The organism is Novosphingobium huizhouense (assembly GCF_020179475.1).
In the GTDB taxonomy this organism is placed as follows: Bacteria; Pseudomonadota; Alphaproteobacteria; order Sphingomonadales; family Sphingomonadaceae; genus Novosphingobium; species Novosphingobium huizhouense.
In genome coordinates, this window is record NZ_JAILXZ010000001.1 from 459,961 (window position 1) to 473,339 (window position 13,379).

14 protein-coding genes are annotated in these 13,379 nt (G+C 70.7%); 7 read left to right on the forward strand and 7 right to left on the reverse strand.

The window, feature by feature from the left end; translation table 11 throughout:
* Window positions 1-152 precede the first annotated feature (152 nt).
* Together K3A85_RS02280 and K3A85_RS02285 are read right to left on the reverse strand one after the other, a co-directional pair.
* Window positions 153-1,412 (reverse strand): threonine ammonia-lyase, encoded by a 1,260-nt coding sequence (locus tag K3A85_RS02280; protein ID WP_225204876.1) that lies wholly within the window; start codon window positions 1,410-1,412, stop codon window positions 153-155.
* Window positions 1,413-1,515: 103 nt separating this feature from the next.
* Window positions 1,516-1,935, reverse strand: coding sequence for a VanZ family protein (locus K3A85_RS02285; RefSeq protein ID WP_225204877.1), 420 nt, complete (start codon window positions 1,933-1,935; stop codon window positions 1,516-1,518).
* 90 nt (window positions 1,936-2,025) lie between these two features.
* Between K3A85_RS02285 and nagZ the strand changes: the two genes are divergently transcribed.
* Genes nagZ through tatC form a run of 6 tightly spaced genes read left to right on the forward strand, consistent with a single transcriptional unit; the run spans window position 2,026 to window position 6,085 of the window.
* Window positions 2,026-3,054 carry a beta-N-acetylhexosaminidase gene (nagZ, locus tag K3A85_RS02290; protein WP_225204878.1) on the forward strand — a complete coding sequence of 343 codons (1,029 nt, stop codon included), beginning with the start codon at window positions 2,026-2,028 and terminating at the stop codon, window positions 3,052-3,054.
* Window positions 3,054-3,896, forward strand: a complete 843-nt coding sequence (locus K3A85_RS02295) for a segregation and condensation protein A (protein WP_225204879.1) — start codon at window positions 3,054-3,056, stop codon at window positions 3,894-3,896. Before nagZ ends, K3A85_RS02295 begins: the two co-directional genes overlap by 1 nt.
* Window positions 3,893-4,498, forward strand: coding sequence for an SMC-Scp complex subunit ScpB (gene scpB, locus K3A85_RS02300; protein WP_225204880.1), 606 nt, complete (start codon window positions 3,893-3,895; stop codon window positions 4,496-4,498). The genes K3A85_RS02295 and scpB overlap by 4 nt, the downstream gene beginning before the upstream one ends.
* 57 nt (window positions 4,499-4,555) lie before the next feature.
* The gene (locus tag K3A85_RS02305; RefSeq protein WP_225204881.1) at window positions 4,556-4,804 is read left to right on the forward strand and encodes a Sec-independent protein translocase subunit TatA; all 249 of its coding nucleotides are present in this window, start codon (window positions 4,556-4,558) and stop codon (window positions 4,802-4,804) included.
* Window positions 4,805-4,829: 25 nt separating this feature from the next.
* Window positions 4,830-5,279: a Sec-independent protein translocase protein TatB gene (gene tatB, locus K3A85_RS02310; protein ID WP_225204882.1), complete on the forward strand. Its 450-nt coding sequence runs from the start codon at window positions 4,830-4,832 to the stop codon at window positions 5,277-5,279.
* A complete protein-coding gene (gene tatC / locus K3A85_RS02315) occupies window positions 5,276-6,085 on the forward strand; it encodes a twin-arginine translocase subunit TatC (RefSeq protein ID WP_225204883.1) in 810 nt (269 codons plus the stop codon). The genes tatB and tatC overlap by 4 nt, the downstream gene beginning before the upstream one ends.
* A 225-nt stretch (window positions 6,086-6,310) precedes the next feature.
* Here tatC and K3A85_RS02320 read toward each other — a convergent pair whose 3' ends face one another.
* Genes K3A85_RS02320 through K3A85_RS02340 form a run of 5 tightly spaced genes read right to left on the reverse strand, consistent with a single transcriptional unit; the run spans window position 6,311 to window position 12,234 of the window.
* Window positions 6,311-8,044, reverse strand: coding sequence for an amidohydrolase (locus K3A85_RS02320; protein WP_225204884.1), 1,734 nt, complete (start codon window positions 8,042-8,044; stop codon window positions 6,311-6,313).
* A 49-nt stretch (window positions 8,045-8,093) separates the two neighbouring features.
* Window positions 8,094-8,990, reverse strand: a complete 897-nt coding sequence (locus tag K3A85_RS02325; protein WP_225204885.1) for an NAD(P)-dependent oxidoreductase — start codon at window positions 8,988-8,990, stop codon at window positions 8,094-8,096.
* A 26-nt stretch (window positions 8,991-9,016) separates the two neighbouring features.
* Window positions 9,017-9,763: an SPOR domain-containing protein gene (locus tag K3A85_RS02330; RefSeq protein ID WP_225204886.1), complete on the reverse strand. Its 747-nt coding sequence runs from the start codon at window positions 9,761-9,763 to the stop codon at window positions 9,017-9,019.
* Between the two features lie 4 nt (window positions 9,764-9,767).
* Window positions 9,768-11,519, reverse strand: coding sequence for an arginine--tRNA ligase (argS, locus tag K3A85_RS02335; RefSeq protein WP_225204887.1), 1,752 nt, complete (start codon window positions 11,517-11,519; stop codon window positions 9,768-9,770).
* A 46-nt stretch (window positions 11,520-11,565) separates the two neighbouring features.
* The gene (locus tag K3A85_RS02340; protein WP_225204888.1) at window positions 11,566-12,234 is read right to left on the reverse strand and encodes a hypothetical protein; all 669 of its coding nucleotides are present in this window, start codon (window positions 12,232-12,234) and stop codon (window positions 11,566-11,568) included.
* Window positions 12,235-12,394: 160 nt separating this feature from the next.
* Here K3A85_RS02340 and ispH point away from each other — a divergent pair, with 160 nt between their 5' ends.
* Window positions 12,395-13,375: a 4-hydroxy-3-methylbut-2-enyl diphosphate reductase gene (ispH, locus tag K3A85_RS02345; protein WP_225204889.1), complete on the forward strand. Its 981-nt coding sequence runs from the start codon at window positions 12,395-12,397 to the stop codon at window positions 13,373-13,375.
* Window positions 13,376-13,379 lie beyond the last annotated feature (4 nt).

A 13,379-nucleotide genomic window follows, 5' to 3' on the forward strand; every position in this document is an offset into this window, starting at 1 on the left:
CCCACCCGCCGGCATCGGTCCTGCGACAATGCATGACCGCGCCGATTGGTGAAAGAGCCTTAACCACGTTTGATCGACTTGCGACGCGTTTTCGCCTCGCCACGCCGGTTCCGTGCCGGTTCGGGACAGGATCGCGAAGCGTCGCGGCGCGATCAGGCCAGTTCGACCTGGATCACGTCGTAGCCGCTGTCGCGCAGGGCCGCGACAAGGCCGTCGATCTGCTCCTTGTCGCGCGCCTCGCATTCGATCTCGGCGGTCAGGCCCTTGGCGGGCAGCGAGGTGAAGATGCGGTTGTGCCAGACCTCGAGGATGTTGACCTGGTGGCGATTGAACTCCTCGACCACCTTGAACAGCGCACCCGGGCGGTCCTGGAGCGTGAGCCGCAGCCGCGCGAGGCGGCCCGAGCGGGCGAGATCGCGCAGCAGCACGTTGGCGAGCAGGCGCGTGTCGATGTTGCCGCCGCACAGCACCAGCCCGACCTTGCGCCCGGCAAAGCGCTTGCGGTGGGTCAGCAGCGCGGCGAGGCCGGCCGCGCCCGCGCCCTCGACCACGGTCTTCTCGATCTGCAGCAGCATCGCCACCGCGCTTTCCAGCGCCGGTTCGCCGACCAGCACGATGTCGTCGACCAGCCGCCCGATCGTCGCCGCGGTGAAGGTGCCCGGCTCCTTGACCGCGATGCCTTCGGCGAGGGTGTCGCCGCCGCACGGCAGGTCGAGGCGCTTGAGCTTGGCGTACATCGACGGGAACAGCGAGGCCTGGACCCCGACGAGGCCGATCGAGGGCTTGAGCCCGCGCGCCGCGGTGGCCATGCCGCTGAGCAGCCCGCCGCCGCCGATCGGCACGACCAGCGTCTCGATCTCGGGCGCGTCCTCGAGCATCTCGAGCGCGACGGTGCCCTGCCCGGCGGCGACGCGCGGATCGTCGAAGGGGTGGACGAAGGTCAGGCCGAGGGTCTTTTCGAGCGCGCGGGCATGGCCATAGGCTTCGTCGAACGTCTCGCCCTCGAGCACGACCTTGCCGCCGACCGCCTCGGTCTGCATCACCTTCACCATCGGCGTGGTGCGCGGCATCACGATCGTGACCGGCACGCCGAGCCGGGTGCCGTGGTAGCTGAGGCCCTGCGCGTGGTTGCCGGCAGAGGCCGCGATCACCCCGCGCGCGCGCTGCTCCTCGTCGAGCTGGAGCAGCGCGTTGAGCGCGCCGCGCTCCTTGTAGGCGGCGGTGAACTGCAGGTTCTCGAACTTGAGCCAGATCTCGGCCCCGGTGATCGCGCTCAGGGTCTTCGAATGGAGCGTCGGCGTGCGCACCACCTGGCCCGAAATTCGCTCCGCCGCCCCGCGCACGTCGGCAAGGGTCAGCTCGGGCACGTCGGCGTCGGGCTGGAGGGCGGGCTGGAGCGCAAGGTTTTCCATGGCGCCGCCCTAATCGAAAGCATCGCGCAAGAAAACCCGCGGCGTCTGCACCGCCGATGCGGCTTTGCCTGGCGCGCTGCGCGACGGGGGAGCGCGCCGCGCGTCAGGCGGGCGCGCGCTCGCGCAGCAGGGGGACGAGGCGCGCGAGCGAGACCACCACCACGATCGCGACCGTATCGGCCACCCAGTCGCGAATGTCGCAATCGCGGTGGAGCGCCGGGATCGACTGCACGACCTCGATCAGCGCGCCGAGAAACGACAGCCGCTCGACGATCCGCAGGCGCGGCATCTGCGGGAAGGCGATCACGGCAAGCAGCGAGAGCGTGGCGAAGGCGATGATGTGCTCGACCTTGTCGCCATAGCCGTCCATCGGCATCGCCGGCGGCTTGGGCAGCACGGCCATGACCACCGCGAATGCCGCAGCCAGCCAGAAGGCCCCCTGGCCGGCCAGCATCATCGTCCGGCGAATCCTGTCGCGCTGCACCATGGCGCGCGGATTGCCGCAGACGGCCAGCGCGAGCAAGCGAAAGCGATTCTGCCCGGCGCCCCTTTCCCCAGCCTTGGCCGCAGCAGTGCTTGCAAAGCCGCGGAAACTGGCCGAATCCCCTTCGCCATGCTGCCAGCCATCTTCGGCCTGTCCGGCCCTGCCCTGACCGACGACGAGCGCGCCTTCTTCCGCGAGGCCGATCCTGCCGGCTACATCCTGTTCGGCCGCAACGTCGAAAGCCGGGCGCAGCTGCGCGCGCTGACCGACGATCTGCGCGCGCTTCACGGACGCGCGCGCACGTTCATCTGCATCGACCAGGAAGGCGGCCGCGTCGCGCGGATGAAGCCGCCGGTGTGGGCGGCCTATCCGCCCGGCGAGCGCTTCGACCGGCTGTGGGACACGGCGCCCGCCAGCGCGATCGAGGCGATGCGCGCCAATGCCCATGCGCTGGGACTCGACCTTGCCGAAGCGGGGATCAGCGTCGACTGCCTGCCGCTGCTCGATGTCCGCGCGCCGGGCGCGCACGACGTGATCGGCGACCGGGCGCTGGGCGCGGAGCCGCTGCGCGTCGCCGCGCTCGGCCGCGCCGCGCTCGACGGGCTGGCGCGCGCGGGCGTGATGGGCGTGGTCAAGCACATGCCCGGCCACGGACGCGCGATGGCCGACAGCCACAAGGAACTGCCCACCGTCTCCGCCCCGGCCGAGGAGCTCGAGCGCGACCTGCAGCCGTTCCGCGCGCTCAAGGACGCCGCGGTGGGCATGACCGGCCACATCCGCTTCACCGCGTGGGATGCCGACAACCCGGCGACCCATTCGCGCTTCGTGATCGAGCACATCATCCGCGAGCGGATCGGGTTCGACGGCCTGTTGCTGACCGACGACCTCGACATGCAGGCGCTCGGCGGCAGCGTGCCCGAGCGCGCCGCCCGCGCACAGGCCGCGGGCTGCGACATCGCGCTCAACTGCTGGGCGAAGATGGACGACATGGTCGGCATCGCCGAGGCGCTCGCGCCGATGAGCGCGAGGACCGCCTCGCGGCTCGAACGCGCGCTCGCCCCGACCGCGGCGTTCGACGGCGCCGCGGACGGCGCGGCGATCCTGGCGGACCAGGCCGCGCTGGCGGGCAAGCGCGACGCCCTGCTCGCGCTGGCGTGATGGACGCAGCGCCCCCGGCTCCGAGCCTGTTCGAGGGCGACGAGGCCTGGGACGCCCTGCCCGCGTCCGCCCCGGCCCGCGACGGCGACGCGCTCCACCTCGAGCTGGAGAACTGGGAGGGACCGCTCGACCTGCTGCTCGACCTTGCGCGGCGGCAGAAGGTCGACTTGCGCACGATCTCGATCCTCGAACTGGTCGACCAGTACCTCGGCTATATCGAGCGGGCCGAGGCGCTGCGGCTGGAGCTGGCGGCGGACTACCTGGTGATGGCGGCCTGGCTCGCCTACCTCAAGTCGCTGCTGCTGCTGCCGCGCGATCCCGAAATGCAGCCGAGCCCGGAAGAACTCGCGCTGCGCCTGCAATTGCGGCTGCAGCGGCTGGGCGCGATGCGCGAAGCCGGCGCGCGGCTGATGGCGCGCGACCGGCTGGGGCGCGACGTCTTCGCGCGCGGCGCGCCCGAAGGGCTGCGCGTCGACCGCCGCCACCGCTGGCAGGCCGACCTGTTCGACCTGATGCAGGCCTACGGCGTGGTCAAGGCGCGCACCGCACCGGTGGTCCACATAGTCCGCGAGCGGGCGGTGATGACGCTCGATTCGGCGCTCGCGCGGCTTTCGGCGCTGCTTGGCGCGAGCCTCGACTGGCAGGACCTGCACAGCTTCCTTCCCTCGCGCGGAGAAGCGGGCTGGGAGGATCCGGCGCTGCGCCGCTCGGCGCTCGCCTCGAGCTTCGTCGCCGCGCTCGAGCTTGCCAAGCAGGGCAAGGCGGAGATCGCGCAGGACGAGACCTTCGGCCCGCTGCGCCTGCGCCGGGCGACAGGGGCTGCCGGAGCGGTGGCGGCGTGACCCCGCCCGACGACCTAGCCCGCGCGGTCGAGGCCACGCTCTTCGCCAGCGACCGGCCGCTGACGCCCGAGGAGATTTCGCGCCACCTCGGCGGCGCGGCGGTGCGCGCGGCGCTGGTCGCGCTCCAGCGCGACTATGCCGGCCGCGGAGTGGAACTCGTCGAGCGCGGCGGGCGCTGGCACTTCCAGACCGCGGGCGACCTTGCCCACCTGTTGCGGCGCGAGACCGAGGACGTGCGGCGCCTGTCGCGCGCTGCGACCGAGGCGCTGGCGATCATCGCCTACCACGAGCCGGTGAGCCGCGCCGAGATCGAGGCGATCCGCGGGGTGCAGACCGCCAAGGGCACGCTCGACGTGCTGATGGAAGCCGGCTGGGTGCGCGTCGCCGGGCGGCGCGAGGTGCCCGGCCGCCCGACGATCTATGCCACGACCAGCGAGTTCCTCGCCCACTTCGGCCTTTCCAGCCGGCGCGACCTGCCCGGGATCGACGAGTTGCGCGCCGCCGGCCTGCTCGATCCGGTGGATGACGCCTACGCGCTATTGACGGGCGGCGAGGACGGCGACAGGGGGCGCGAGCCGGAAAAGGAAGACGAATCTTCCTGAGCATTGCTGGCAAGTCGCGCGCCGATGTCCTATCTGGAGCGCGAAGGAGAATGTATAATGGGTGGCCTTTCCCTACCGCACCTGATCATCCTTGCGCTGGTGGTCCTGATCCTGTTCGGCCGCGGCCGGATTTCCGAGATGATGGGCGATTTCGGCAAGGGCATCAAAAGCTTCAAGCAGGGCATGAACGAAGAGACCGACCGGCCGGTGCCGCCGCCGCCGGCGCAGCTGTCGCAGGTCCCGCCGCCGGCGCCCGCCCCGCAGCCGGTTGCGGCCGAGCACCAGAACAACACGCCGTCCGCCTGATCCGGCGCGGCTCCAAGGCTAAGGCATGTTCGACGTAGCGCCCTCGGAGCTGCTGCTGGTGGTGATCGTCGCGATCGTCGTGATCGGTCCCAAGGACCTGCCCATGGCGCTGCGCACGGCGGGCCGCTGGATCGGCCGCATCCGCCGCGTTTCCAACCACTTCCGCTCCGGGCTCGAGACCATGATCCGCGAGGCCGAGCTCGAGGAGATGGAGCGCAAGTGGAAGGAGCAGAACGCCGCGATCATGGCCGCGCACCCGCAGGGTGATCCCGCCGCGGGCCAGACGATCGAGGCCGCGCAGGACCAGACCGCGCCGGTCGATCCGCACGTCGCCGCACACGCCCCGACCGCCGTTCCCGCCACCGCCGCCCCCGCCGCTGCCGCACCCACTTCCGCGGCACCGACCGCCGCACCGGCCACCCCCCCCGCGCTGCCCGCGCCCGCCGCGCCGGGGACGGCGCCCGAGGCGCCATGATTCCGATCCGCGACATCGACGAGACGCAGGCGCCGCTGCTTGACCATCTGATCGAGCTGCGCACCCGGCTGCTGCGCTGCGTCTATGCGCTCGCGATCGCCTCGGCGGTCAGCTACTACTTCGTCGACCAGATCCTCGCGATTCTCGTCCACCCGCTCTCGACCGCGTTTCCGGACGGTCATGGCAAGCTGATCTACACCAAGCTCTATTCGGCATTCTTCGTGAACCTGAAGGTCGCGCTGTTCGCAGGGTTCCTGTTCAGCTTCCCGGTCATCGCCAACCAGCTCTGGGCCTTCGTTGCGCCGGGGCTCTATGCGCGCGAGAAGAAGGCGTTCCTGCCGTTCCTGATCGCCACGCCGGTGCTGTTCGCGATGGGGGCGAGCCTTGCCTACTTCATCGTCATGCCGACCGCGTTCAAGTGGTTCATCGGCTTCCAGGGCGACAAGGGCGGGCTGCAACTGGAGGCGCTGCCAGGCATCGAGGAATATCTCGCGCTGGTGATGCAGTTCATCCTCGCCTTCGGGGTGAGCTTCCTGCTGCCGGTGCTGCTGATGCTGCTCAACCGCGCCGGGATCATCACCCGCGACCAGCTGGTCGCGGCGCGGCGCTACGTCATCGTCGGGATCACCGCGCTCGCTGCGGTGATCACCCCGCCGGACGTTGTCAGCCAGCTGATGCTGGCGGTGCCGCTGCTGATCCTGTTCGAAGGCACGCTGGTAGTGATGCGCTTCGTCGAGAAGAAGGACGCCGAGGCGAAGGCCGCCGAAGACGCTGCTGGCGCAACTCTTCCGACCACCCTTCCCTGAGGCCTGGCGCGCTATGCGAAACGAGGGCGGAAAGCGACAGCCTTCCGCCCCGTAGCGCACTCGTATCGTGATCCGGCCCGGCCCCGGGCGGAGCATGGGAGGGGGGGGATAAGCCCCGCCGGGTGGCCGCGCCGGACGCAGCAGGGGGAAGGTGGTCGCCGGTGCCCTGCCGCAACGCAGCGCCGGGGAACCGAAGCGCCCCGTCCGCCTTCCGCGTCGGCGGCCTTAACGGCCCTTGCGGGGTTTGGTTTCCGTTGCAGCCGATCCCGCAGCCGATCCCTTCGCGTCGGGATCGGACGAATCCCACACCTTGCCGCCGCCCACCCAGGTCTCCAGCACCGTGGTCTTGCGGATTTCGGCAGGCGAGGCCGTCATCGGGTCGGTATCGACGAAGATGAAGTCGGCGCGCAAGCCCGGCGCCAGCCTGCCGAAGCGGCTTTCGGCAAAGCCCGCATAGGCCGCCTGGCTGGTGTAGCCGGCAAGCGCCGTCGCGCGATCGACCTTTTCCTGCGGCTGCCATCCGCCCGGAGGCGCGCCGTTCTCGTCCTCGCGGCTGATGGCGGCGGCGAATCCGGCCCAGGGGTCGGGCCTTTCGACCGGCGCGTCGGAGCCGAACGCGAGCGTGGCGCCGGTGCCCTTGAGCGATTTCCAGGCATAGGCGCCCTTGAGCCGGTCCGCCCCGAGCCGGGCTTCGGCCATCAGCCGGTCCGAGGTCTGGTGCACCGGCTGCATCGAAGCGACGATGCCGCCGTTCGCCGCAATTCGCGCCATCGTCGGCCAGTCGGCGGGATCGACCACCTGGGCATGCTCGATGCGCCAGCGCCGGTCGCCCTTGTAGGTCTGGGTAAGATCGTCGATCGCGCCGAGCAGCACGCCGTTGCCGGCATCGCCGATGGCGTGGACGGCGACCTGGAAGTTGTCCATCGCGGCGCGGCTCATCAGGTTGCCGAGCTGCGTCTGGCTGAGCTGCGGCAGCCCGCGGGTGTCGGGCTTGTCAGCATAGGGCGCCTTGAGCCAGGCCCCGCGCGAGCCGAGCGCGCCGTCCATGTAGAGCTTCACGCCGTTGAGCCGCAGCCGGTCGGCATAAAGCCAGGGCGACGGCCCGGGGCCGCCGATCACCTTCATCGCATCGACGCCGCCCGCATAGGACATCACCCGCACGTAGAGCTTGTTGGCGTCGCCCGCGCGGCGGAACGCCTGCCAGTCCTCGATGGTCGAGCCCATGTCGGCGACGGCGGTCAGGCCGTTGCGGATGAAGATGCGCTGGGCCGTCGCGAAGGCGAGATCGTAGTCGCGCGCGCTGGGCGCGGGAACGGCTGCGGAAACCAGCTCCTGCGCGGCATCGACGAGCACGCCTGCGGGCTTGCCGGCGGCATCCTTCTCGATCGAGCCGCCGGCGGGGGCCTTGCTGTCGGCGGTAACGCCCGCCGCCTTGAGCGCGGCGCTGTTGGCCCAGCCGGCGTGCCCGTCGACGCGTTCGAGCCAGACGGGCCGGTCGGGCACGATCATGTCGAGTTCGGCGGCGGTGGGGAAGCGGCCGAGCTTCCACTTCTCCTGGTTCCAGCCGCGCCCGACGATCCACGCGCGGTCGGGGTGCGCGGCGGCGAAGGCGCTGATCCGGTTGAGCGCATCGGCCAGCGACGCGGTGTCGGACAGGTCCAGAGTCAGCGCGGCGAAGCCGGTGCCGAAAACGTGAAGGTGAGCGTCGATCAATCCGGGAAGGAGGATGCGGCCCTTGCCGTCGATATGGAACTTGACGCCCTTCTTCGACGGCTTCTGCCCGGGGGCATAGACCGCCTTGATCGTGCCCATGTCGTCGAGGACCATCGCGCCGAGCGGCGTGACCGTGCCGTCCGCGGCAATCGTGTAGCCTTTGAAGTTGTCGACCAGGACGTCGGCGTGCGCCGGCACCGCGATGGTCGTGGCAAGGAGTGCAGGCAGGAGATCCTTCGGGTTCATCGACAAGCTTTCGTGCAGAAACTGCACGGACGCTAACCGATACGGCAGGTCAGGCCGAGCCCTTTTTGGGGAGGCGGCGGATGAGCGCGCTGGTGTCCTCGCGCCCGCCGCCGAGCGCCTGGACGTCGGCGTAGAACTGGTCGATCAGCGCGGTGGTCGGGACGCTCGCGCCGAGGCCGCGCGCCTCCTCGATGGCAAGGCCCAGGTCCTTGCGCATCCAGTCGATCGCGAAGCCGAAATCGAATTCGCCCTTGGCCATCGTGTGGAAGCGGTTGTCCATCTGCCACGACTGCGCCGCGCCGCCCGAGATCGCCTCGAACACCTTGTCGAGATCGAGCCGCGCCGCCTGCGCGAAGCGGATCGCCTCGGAAAGCCCGGCGAGCGTGCCGGCGATGCACATCTGGTTGGCCATCTTGGCGGTCTGTCCCGCGCCCGACTTGCCGACGTGGACCACGCGCTTGGCATAGGCGGCGAGCACCGGCCGCGCCGCCTCGATCGCCTGTTCGCTGCCGCCGCACATAATCGCGAGCGTGCCCGCCTCGGCGCCCGACTGGCCGCCGGTGACGGGCGCATCGACGCAGAGCAGTTCCTTGTCGCGGCCCTCCACCGCGATCTGGCGGGCGATGCGCGCCGAAACGGTGGTGTGATCGATGAACAGCGCCCCGCGCCGCGCGCCGGCGAACACGCCGGTGGGGCTGAGCACGACGTCGGCGAGATCGTCGTCGTTGCCGACGCAGGTGATCACCGCGTCGGCGCCCTCGGCCGCCTCGGCCGGCGTCGCGGCGACGCGCGTGGCGAGCCCCGGGTTTGCCGCCTGCCACGCCTCGGTGCGCGCGGGCGAGCGGTTGTAGATGGTCAGGCGATGGCCGGCCTTGCCGAGGTGGCGCGCCATCGCGCCGCCCATCACGCCAAGGCCGATCATCGATACGTTCAGCGGCTCGGTCATTTCGGGTTCTCTTTCGCTCGCGCGGCTCAGCGCTTGACCTGGCACTTGAGGCCGCCCGACTGGAGCGCGTTGCACAACGCGTTGGCGCCGGCGACGTCGCCGGCCACCGCCTGCAGGCGATAGACCGTGCCGATGTCGGCGCGGCCTTCGACGATGCGATGCGAAAGACCCTTGAGCGGTTCGTGGACGCTCGCGAGCTTGTTCCACGCCGCTTCGGCCGCGGCATTGCTCGAGAAGGCGCCAATCTGCACGCCGACGCCCGATGCCGCAGGCGTTGCGGCGGGGGCAGCGGCAGCGGCGGGCGCAGGCGCCGAGGCAGCCGCGGCCGGGCGCGGCGCCGGGGCGGAGGGGGCGGCGCCGGCGCTGCCGGCGATCACCGCCGCGGGCTTGCCGCCTTCGCTCACGGTGAAGCTCGCATCGCCCGTGCCCTGGAAGGTCTTGCCCCCGGGATCCTTGGGCGCAACCTTGTAGGGCTCGCGGCTCGCCTCGATCAGGCTGCCGTCCGCCGGCGCGCTGCTCGAGGAAGCGCGGTGCGACAGCCAGTAGATCCCGCCGACCAGCGCCACCAGCAGGAGCACGGCGAAGCCCGCGAACGCGAGCAGGCGGCCGGTGCCGTTGTCGATCGGTTCGTCGAGATCGACGTCGTCGGCGCTTTCGAGCCAGGGCAGGCGCTGCTCGTCGCCCAGCGCGAGGCGGTCGACGCCGCCGGCGGGATCATCCCCGGTCCGGTGATCGTCCCAATCGGTCCTGACGCTTTCGCCCCCGCTCATCATCGTCTCACAGCTCCTCGGCCGCCTCTACCCCGAGCAGGGCGAGCCCGTTACGGACAACCTGCCCGATTTGCTGGCCGAGGAAAAGCCGCGCCGCGGTCAGCGCGCCGTCCTGTGCCACGATGAAGCGCTTGTCCGGGCGATCGTTGCCGAGGTTCCAGTAGGCGTGGAACGCCGCGGCAAGGTCGTGGAGGAAGAAGGCGATGCGGTGCGGCTCGCGCGCGGCGGCCGCACCTTCGACCGTGCGCGGGAACTGCGCGGCGAGCTTGATCAGCCCCAGCTCCTCCTCGCCCAGCAGGGCAAGATCGGTGCCCGCAGGCGCGAAGCCCTCGGCGGCCGCCTTGCGCAGCGTCGAGCAGATCCGCGCGTGGCAGTACTGGACATAGAACACCGGATTGTCCTTCGAGGCTTCGACCACCTTGTCGAAGTCGAAGTCCATCTGCGCGTCGGGCTTGCGGGTGAGCATGGTGAAGCGCACCACGTCCTTGCCGACCATCTCGACCACGTCGGCGAGCGTGACGAAGTTGCCGGCGCGCTTCGACATCTTGAACGGCTGGCCGCCCTTGAGCAGCGCGACCATCTGCACGAGCTTGATCTCGAACGGCTTGGGCGCCTGGCCCTCGGCGCTGGTCAGCGCGGCGACGGCGGCCTTGATCCGCTTGACCGTGCCGGCATGGTCGGCGCCCCAGATGTCGACGAGCGCGTCGGCGCCCTGCGCCTTCTGGAAGTGATAGGCGAGGTCGGCGCCGAAATAGGTCCAGGCGCCGTTCGACTTCTTGATCGGCCGGTCCTGGTCGTCGCCGAAGCGGGTCGAACGGAACAGCGGCAGCTCGACCGGCTCCCAGTCTTCGGGGGTCTTGCCCTTGGGCGCTTCGAGAATGCCGTCGTAGACGAGATCGTGTTCGCGCAGCCAGGCTTCGGCGGCATCGACCTTGCCCGATGCCTGGAGTTCGGCCTCGGAGCTGAACAGGTCGTGGTGGATGCCGAGCAGCGCGAGATCGGCGCGGATCATGTCGAGCATCGCTGCAACCGCGCGCTGGCGGAACGGCAGCAGCCATTCGCTTTCGGGCGCGGCGGCGTAGCGGTCGCCGAACTCGGCGGCGAGCGCCTGGCCCACGGGGACGAGATAGTCGCCGGGATAGAGGCCCTCGGGGATCGCGCCGACGTCCTCGCCCAGCGCTTCGCGGTAGCGGACGTGGGCCGAGCGGGCGAGCACGTCGACCTGCGCGCCGGCGTCGTTGACGTAGTATTCCTTGACGACCTTGTGCCCGGCGAACTCGAGCAGCCGCGCCAGCGCATCGCCGACCACGGCGCCGCGGCAGTGGCCCATGTGCATCGGCCCGGTGGGGTTGGCCGAGACGTACTCGACGTTGACCGTCGTGCCGCCGCCGATCGCGGAACGGCCGTAATCGCCTTGCGCCTGCGCGATAAGCGCGAGCTCGGCGAGCCACGCCGAGGGCGCGAGCCGCAGGTTGATGAAGCCGGGCCCGGCGATCTCGGCCGCGGCGATGCGCGGGTCGCGGACCAGTTCCTCGACCAGCGCGGCGGCCAGCGCGCGGGGGTTGGTGGCGGCGGGCTTGGCGAGCACCATGGCGGCGTTGGTCGCCATGTCGCCATGGCTCGCATCGCGCGGCGGCTCGCAGGTGACGGCGGCGCGCGACAGGCCCTGGGGCAAGGTCCCGGCGGCGGTCAGCGCGTCGAGCGCGGCATCGATCACGTTCGCGACTTGCGCGAACACGGGGCTAATCTCATCGGTCATGGCAGGCCCGTTAGCGGACCTTGCGCGAATACGCTACCGGCTGGGTTCAGCGCGTGGCGTTGTAGGCGAGCTGGTCGTTGGTCAGCTGGAAGCCGACGAGCAGTTCGAAGCTCGCCTTGGCGAGCGCGGCCTTCACCTCGGGCTGCGCGAGCGGATCGGTCGCCGCGTCGGCGTCGCCGGCCTTGCGCTTGCGGGTCAGGGTGGCGCGGATCTCGCGCGGCAGCGTCGCCTCGGCGCGATCGACGCTGGCTCCGGCCCGGCCTTGCGCGCTGGCGCGCTCCTGACCGTCGGCGAAGTCGATCCCGATCGTGCCGATCCGCTTGGCGAGGACCTGGGTGCCGCCGCGCATCACCACGCTGAAATAGGGGATGTCGACATGGCGCGCCCCGCGCGTGTCGGTGCGCCGCGCCAGCACGTCGAAGGTCGCGTCGGAGGCGAGCTTGTCGCCGTTGGTCGCATCGTTGCAGGTGCTGCGCAGGTTGGTGATCGAGGCGACCACGTCGACCGCGCCCGAATCGGTGCGGCCCGGCGCGCTGAACAGCGTGATGTCGCCGGTCATCTCGGGGATCGCCACCAACGGGCAGGGGCTGCGCAGCGCGGTCACGCCGACGCTGTCGTCCACCACCAGCTCGCCCTTGTTCTTGGCGCACCCGGCCAGCGCGAGGAGGCCGAAGGATGCGCAAAGGACGGCAAGACGGCGGGTGCGGGACGTCATCGAGGCAAGTTCCTGTCGTTCGGCCGATCGGCGTGGGCGGCCACCTCTAGCCAGCCCGATCCGCTTCGGCAATGGCGCTCCCCGGGGGCCGGGGCGCAACCGCATGCGCAAGGGGCGGACAGGCTACCGTCGGAGCGCGGCCGCTGCTAAGGGAGCGGCGATGAACCCCACCTTTCCAGATCCGTCCGCCGCGCTTGCTGCCGGCAAGGCCCCGCTCCACCTCCTCATTGCCGCGCCGCGCGGGTTCTGCGCCGGGGTCGATCGGGCGATCGAGATCGTCGAGCGCGCGATCGAGCGCTACGGCGCGCCGGTCTACGTGCGGCACGAGATCGTCCACAACAAGTTCGTGGTCGATTCCCTGCGCACCAAGGGCGCGATCTTCGTCGAGGAGCTCGACCAGGTGCCCGATGGCGCGCCGGTGGTGTTCTCGGCGCACGGCGTGCCCAAGGTGGTGCCGGCCGAGGCGACCTCGCGCGGGCTCGACTGGCTCGACGCGACCTGCCCGCTGGTGAGCAAGGTTCACCGCCAGGCCGAGCGCAAGGTCGAAGCGGGCAAGCACATCCTGTTCATCGGCCACCGCGGGCATCCCGAGGTGATCGGCACGATGGGCCAGGTGCCCGAAGGCGCGATGACGCTGGTCGAGACGCTCGAAGACGTCGCCGAACTCGCCTTCCCCGAAGATGCGCCGCTCGCCTTCCTCACCCAGACCACGCTGTCGGTCGACGACACGGCCGAGATCGTCGCCGCGCTGCGGGCGCGCTTTCCGCAGATCGCCGGGCCGCGGGCCGAGGACATCTGCTATGCCACCTCGAACCGCCAGGCAGCCGTCAAGGCGATCGCCCCGCGCTGCCAGCTGGTGCTGGTGATCGGCGCGCCCAACAGCTCGAACTCGCTGCGGCTGGTCGAAGTCGCCGAGCGCGAGGGCGCGCGTTCGCGCCTGATCCAGCGGGCCGCCGAAATCGTGCCCGAATGGCTCGACGGAGTGGAGACGCTGGGCCTTACCGCCGGGGCGTCCGCCCCCGAGGTGCTGGTGCGCGAAGTGGTCGAGCGGCTGCGCGAATGGCGCGAGGTCAGCGAGGAGACGATCGTCAGCGCCGAGGAACACATGGTGTTCAAGCTGCCACGCCAACTCGTCGGCTGAGCGG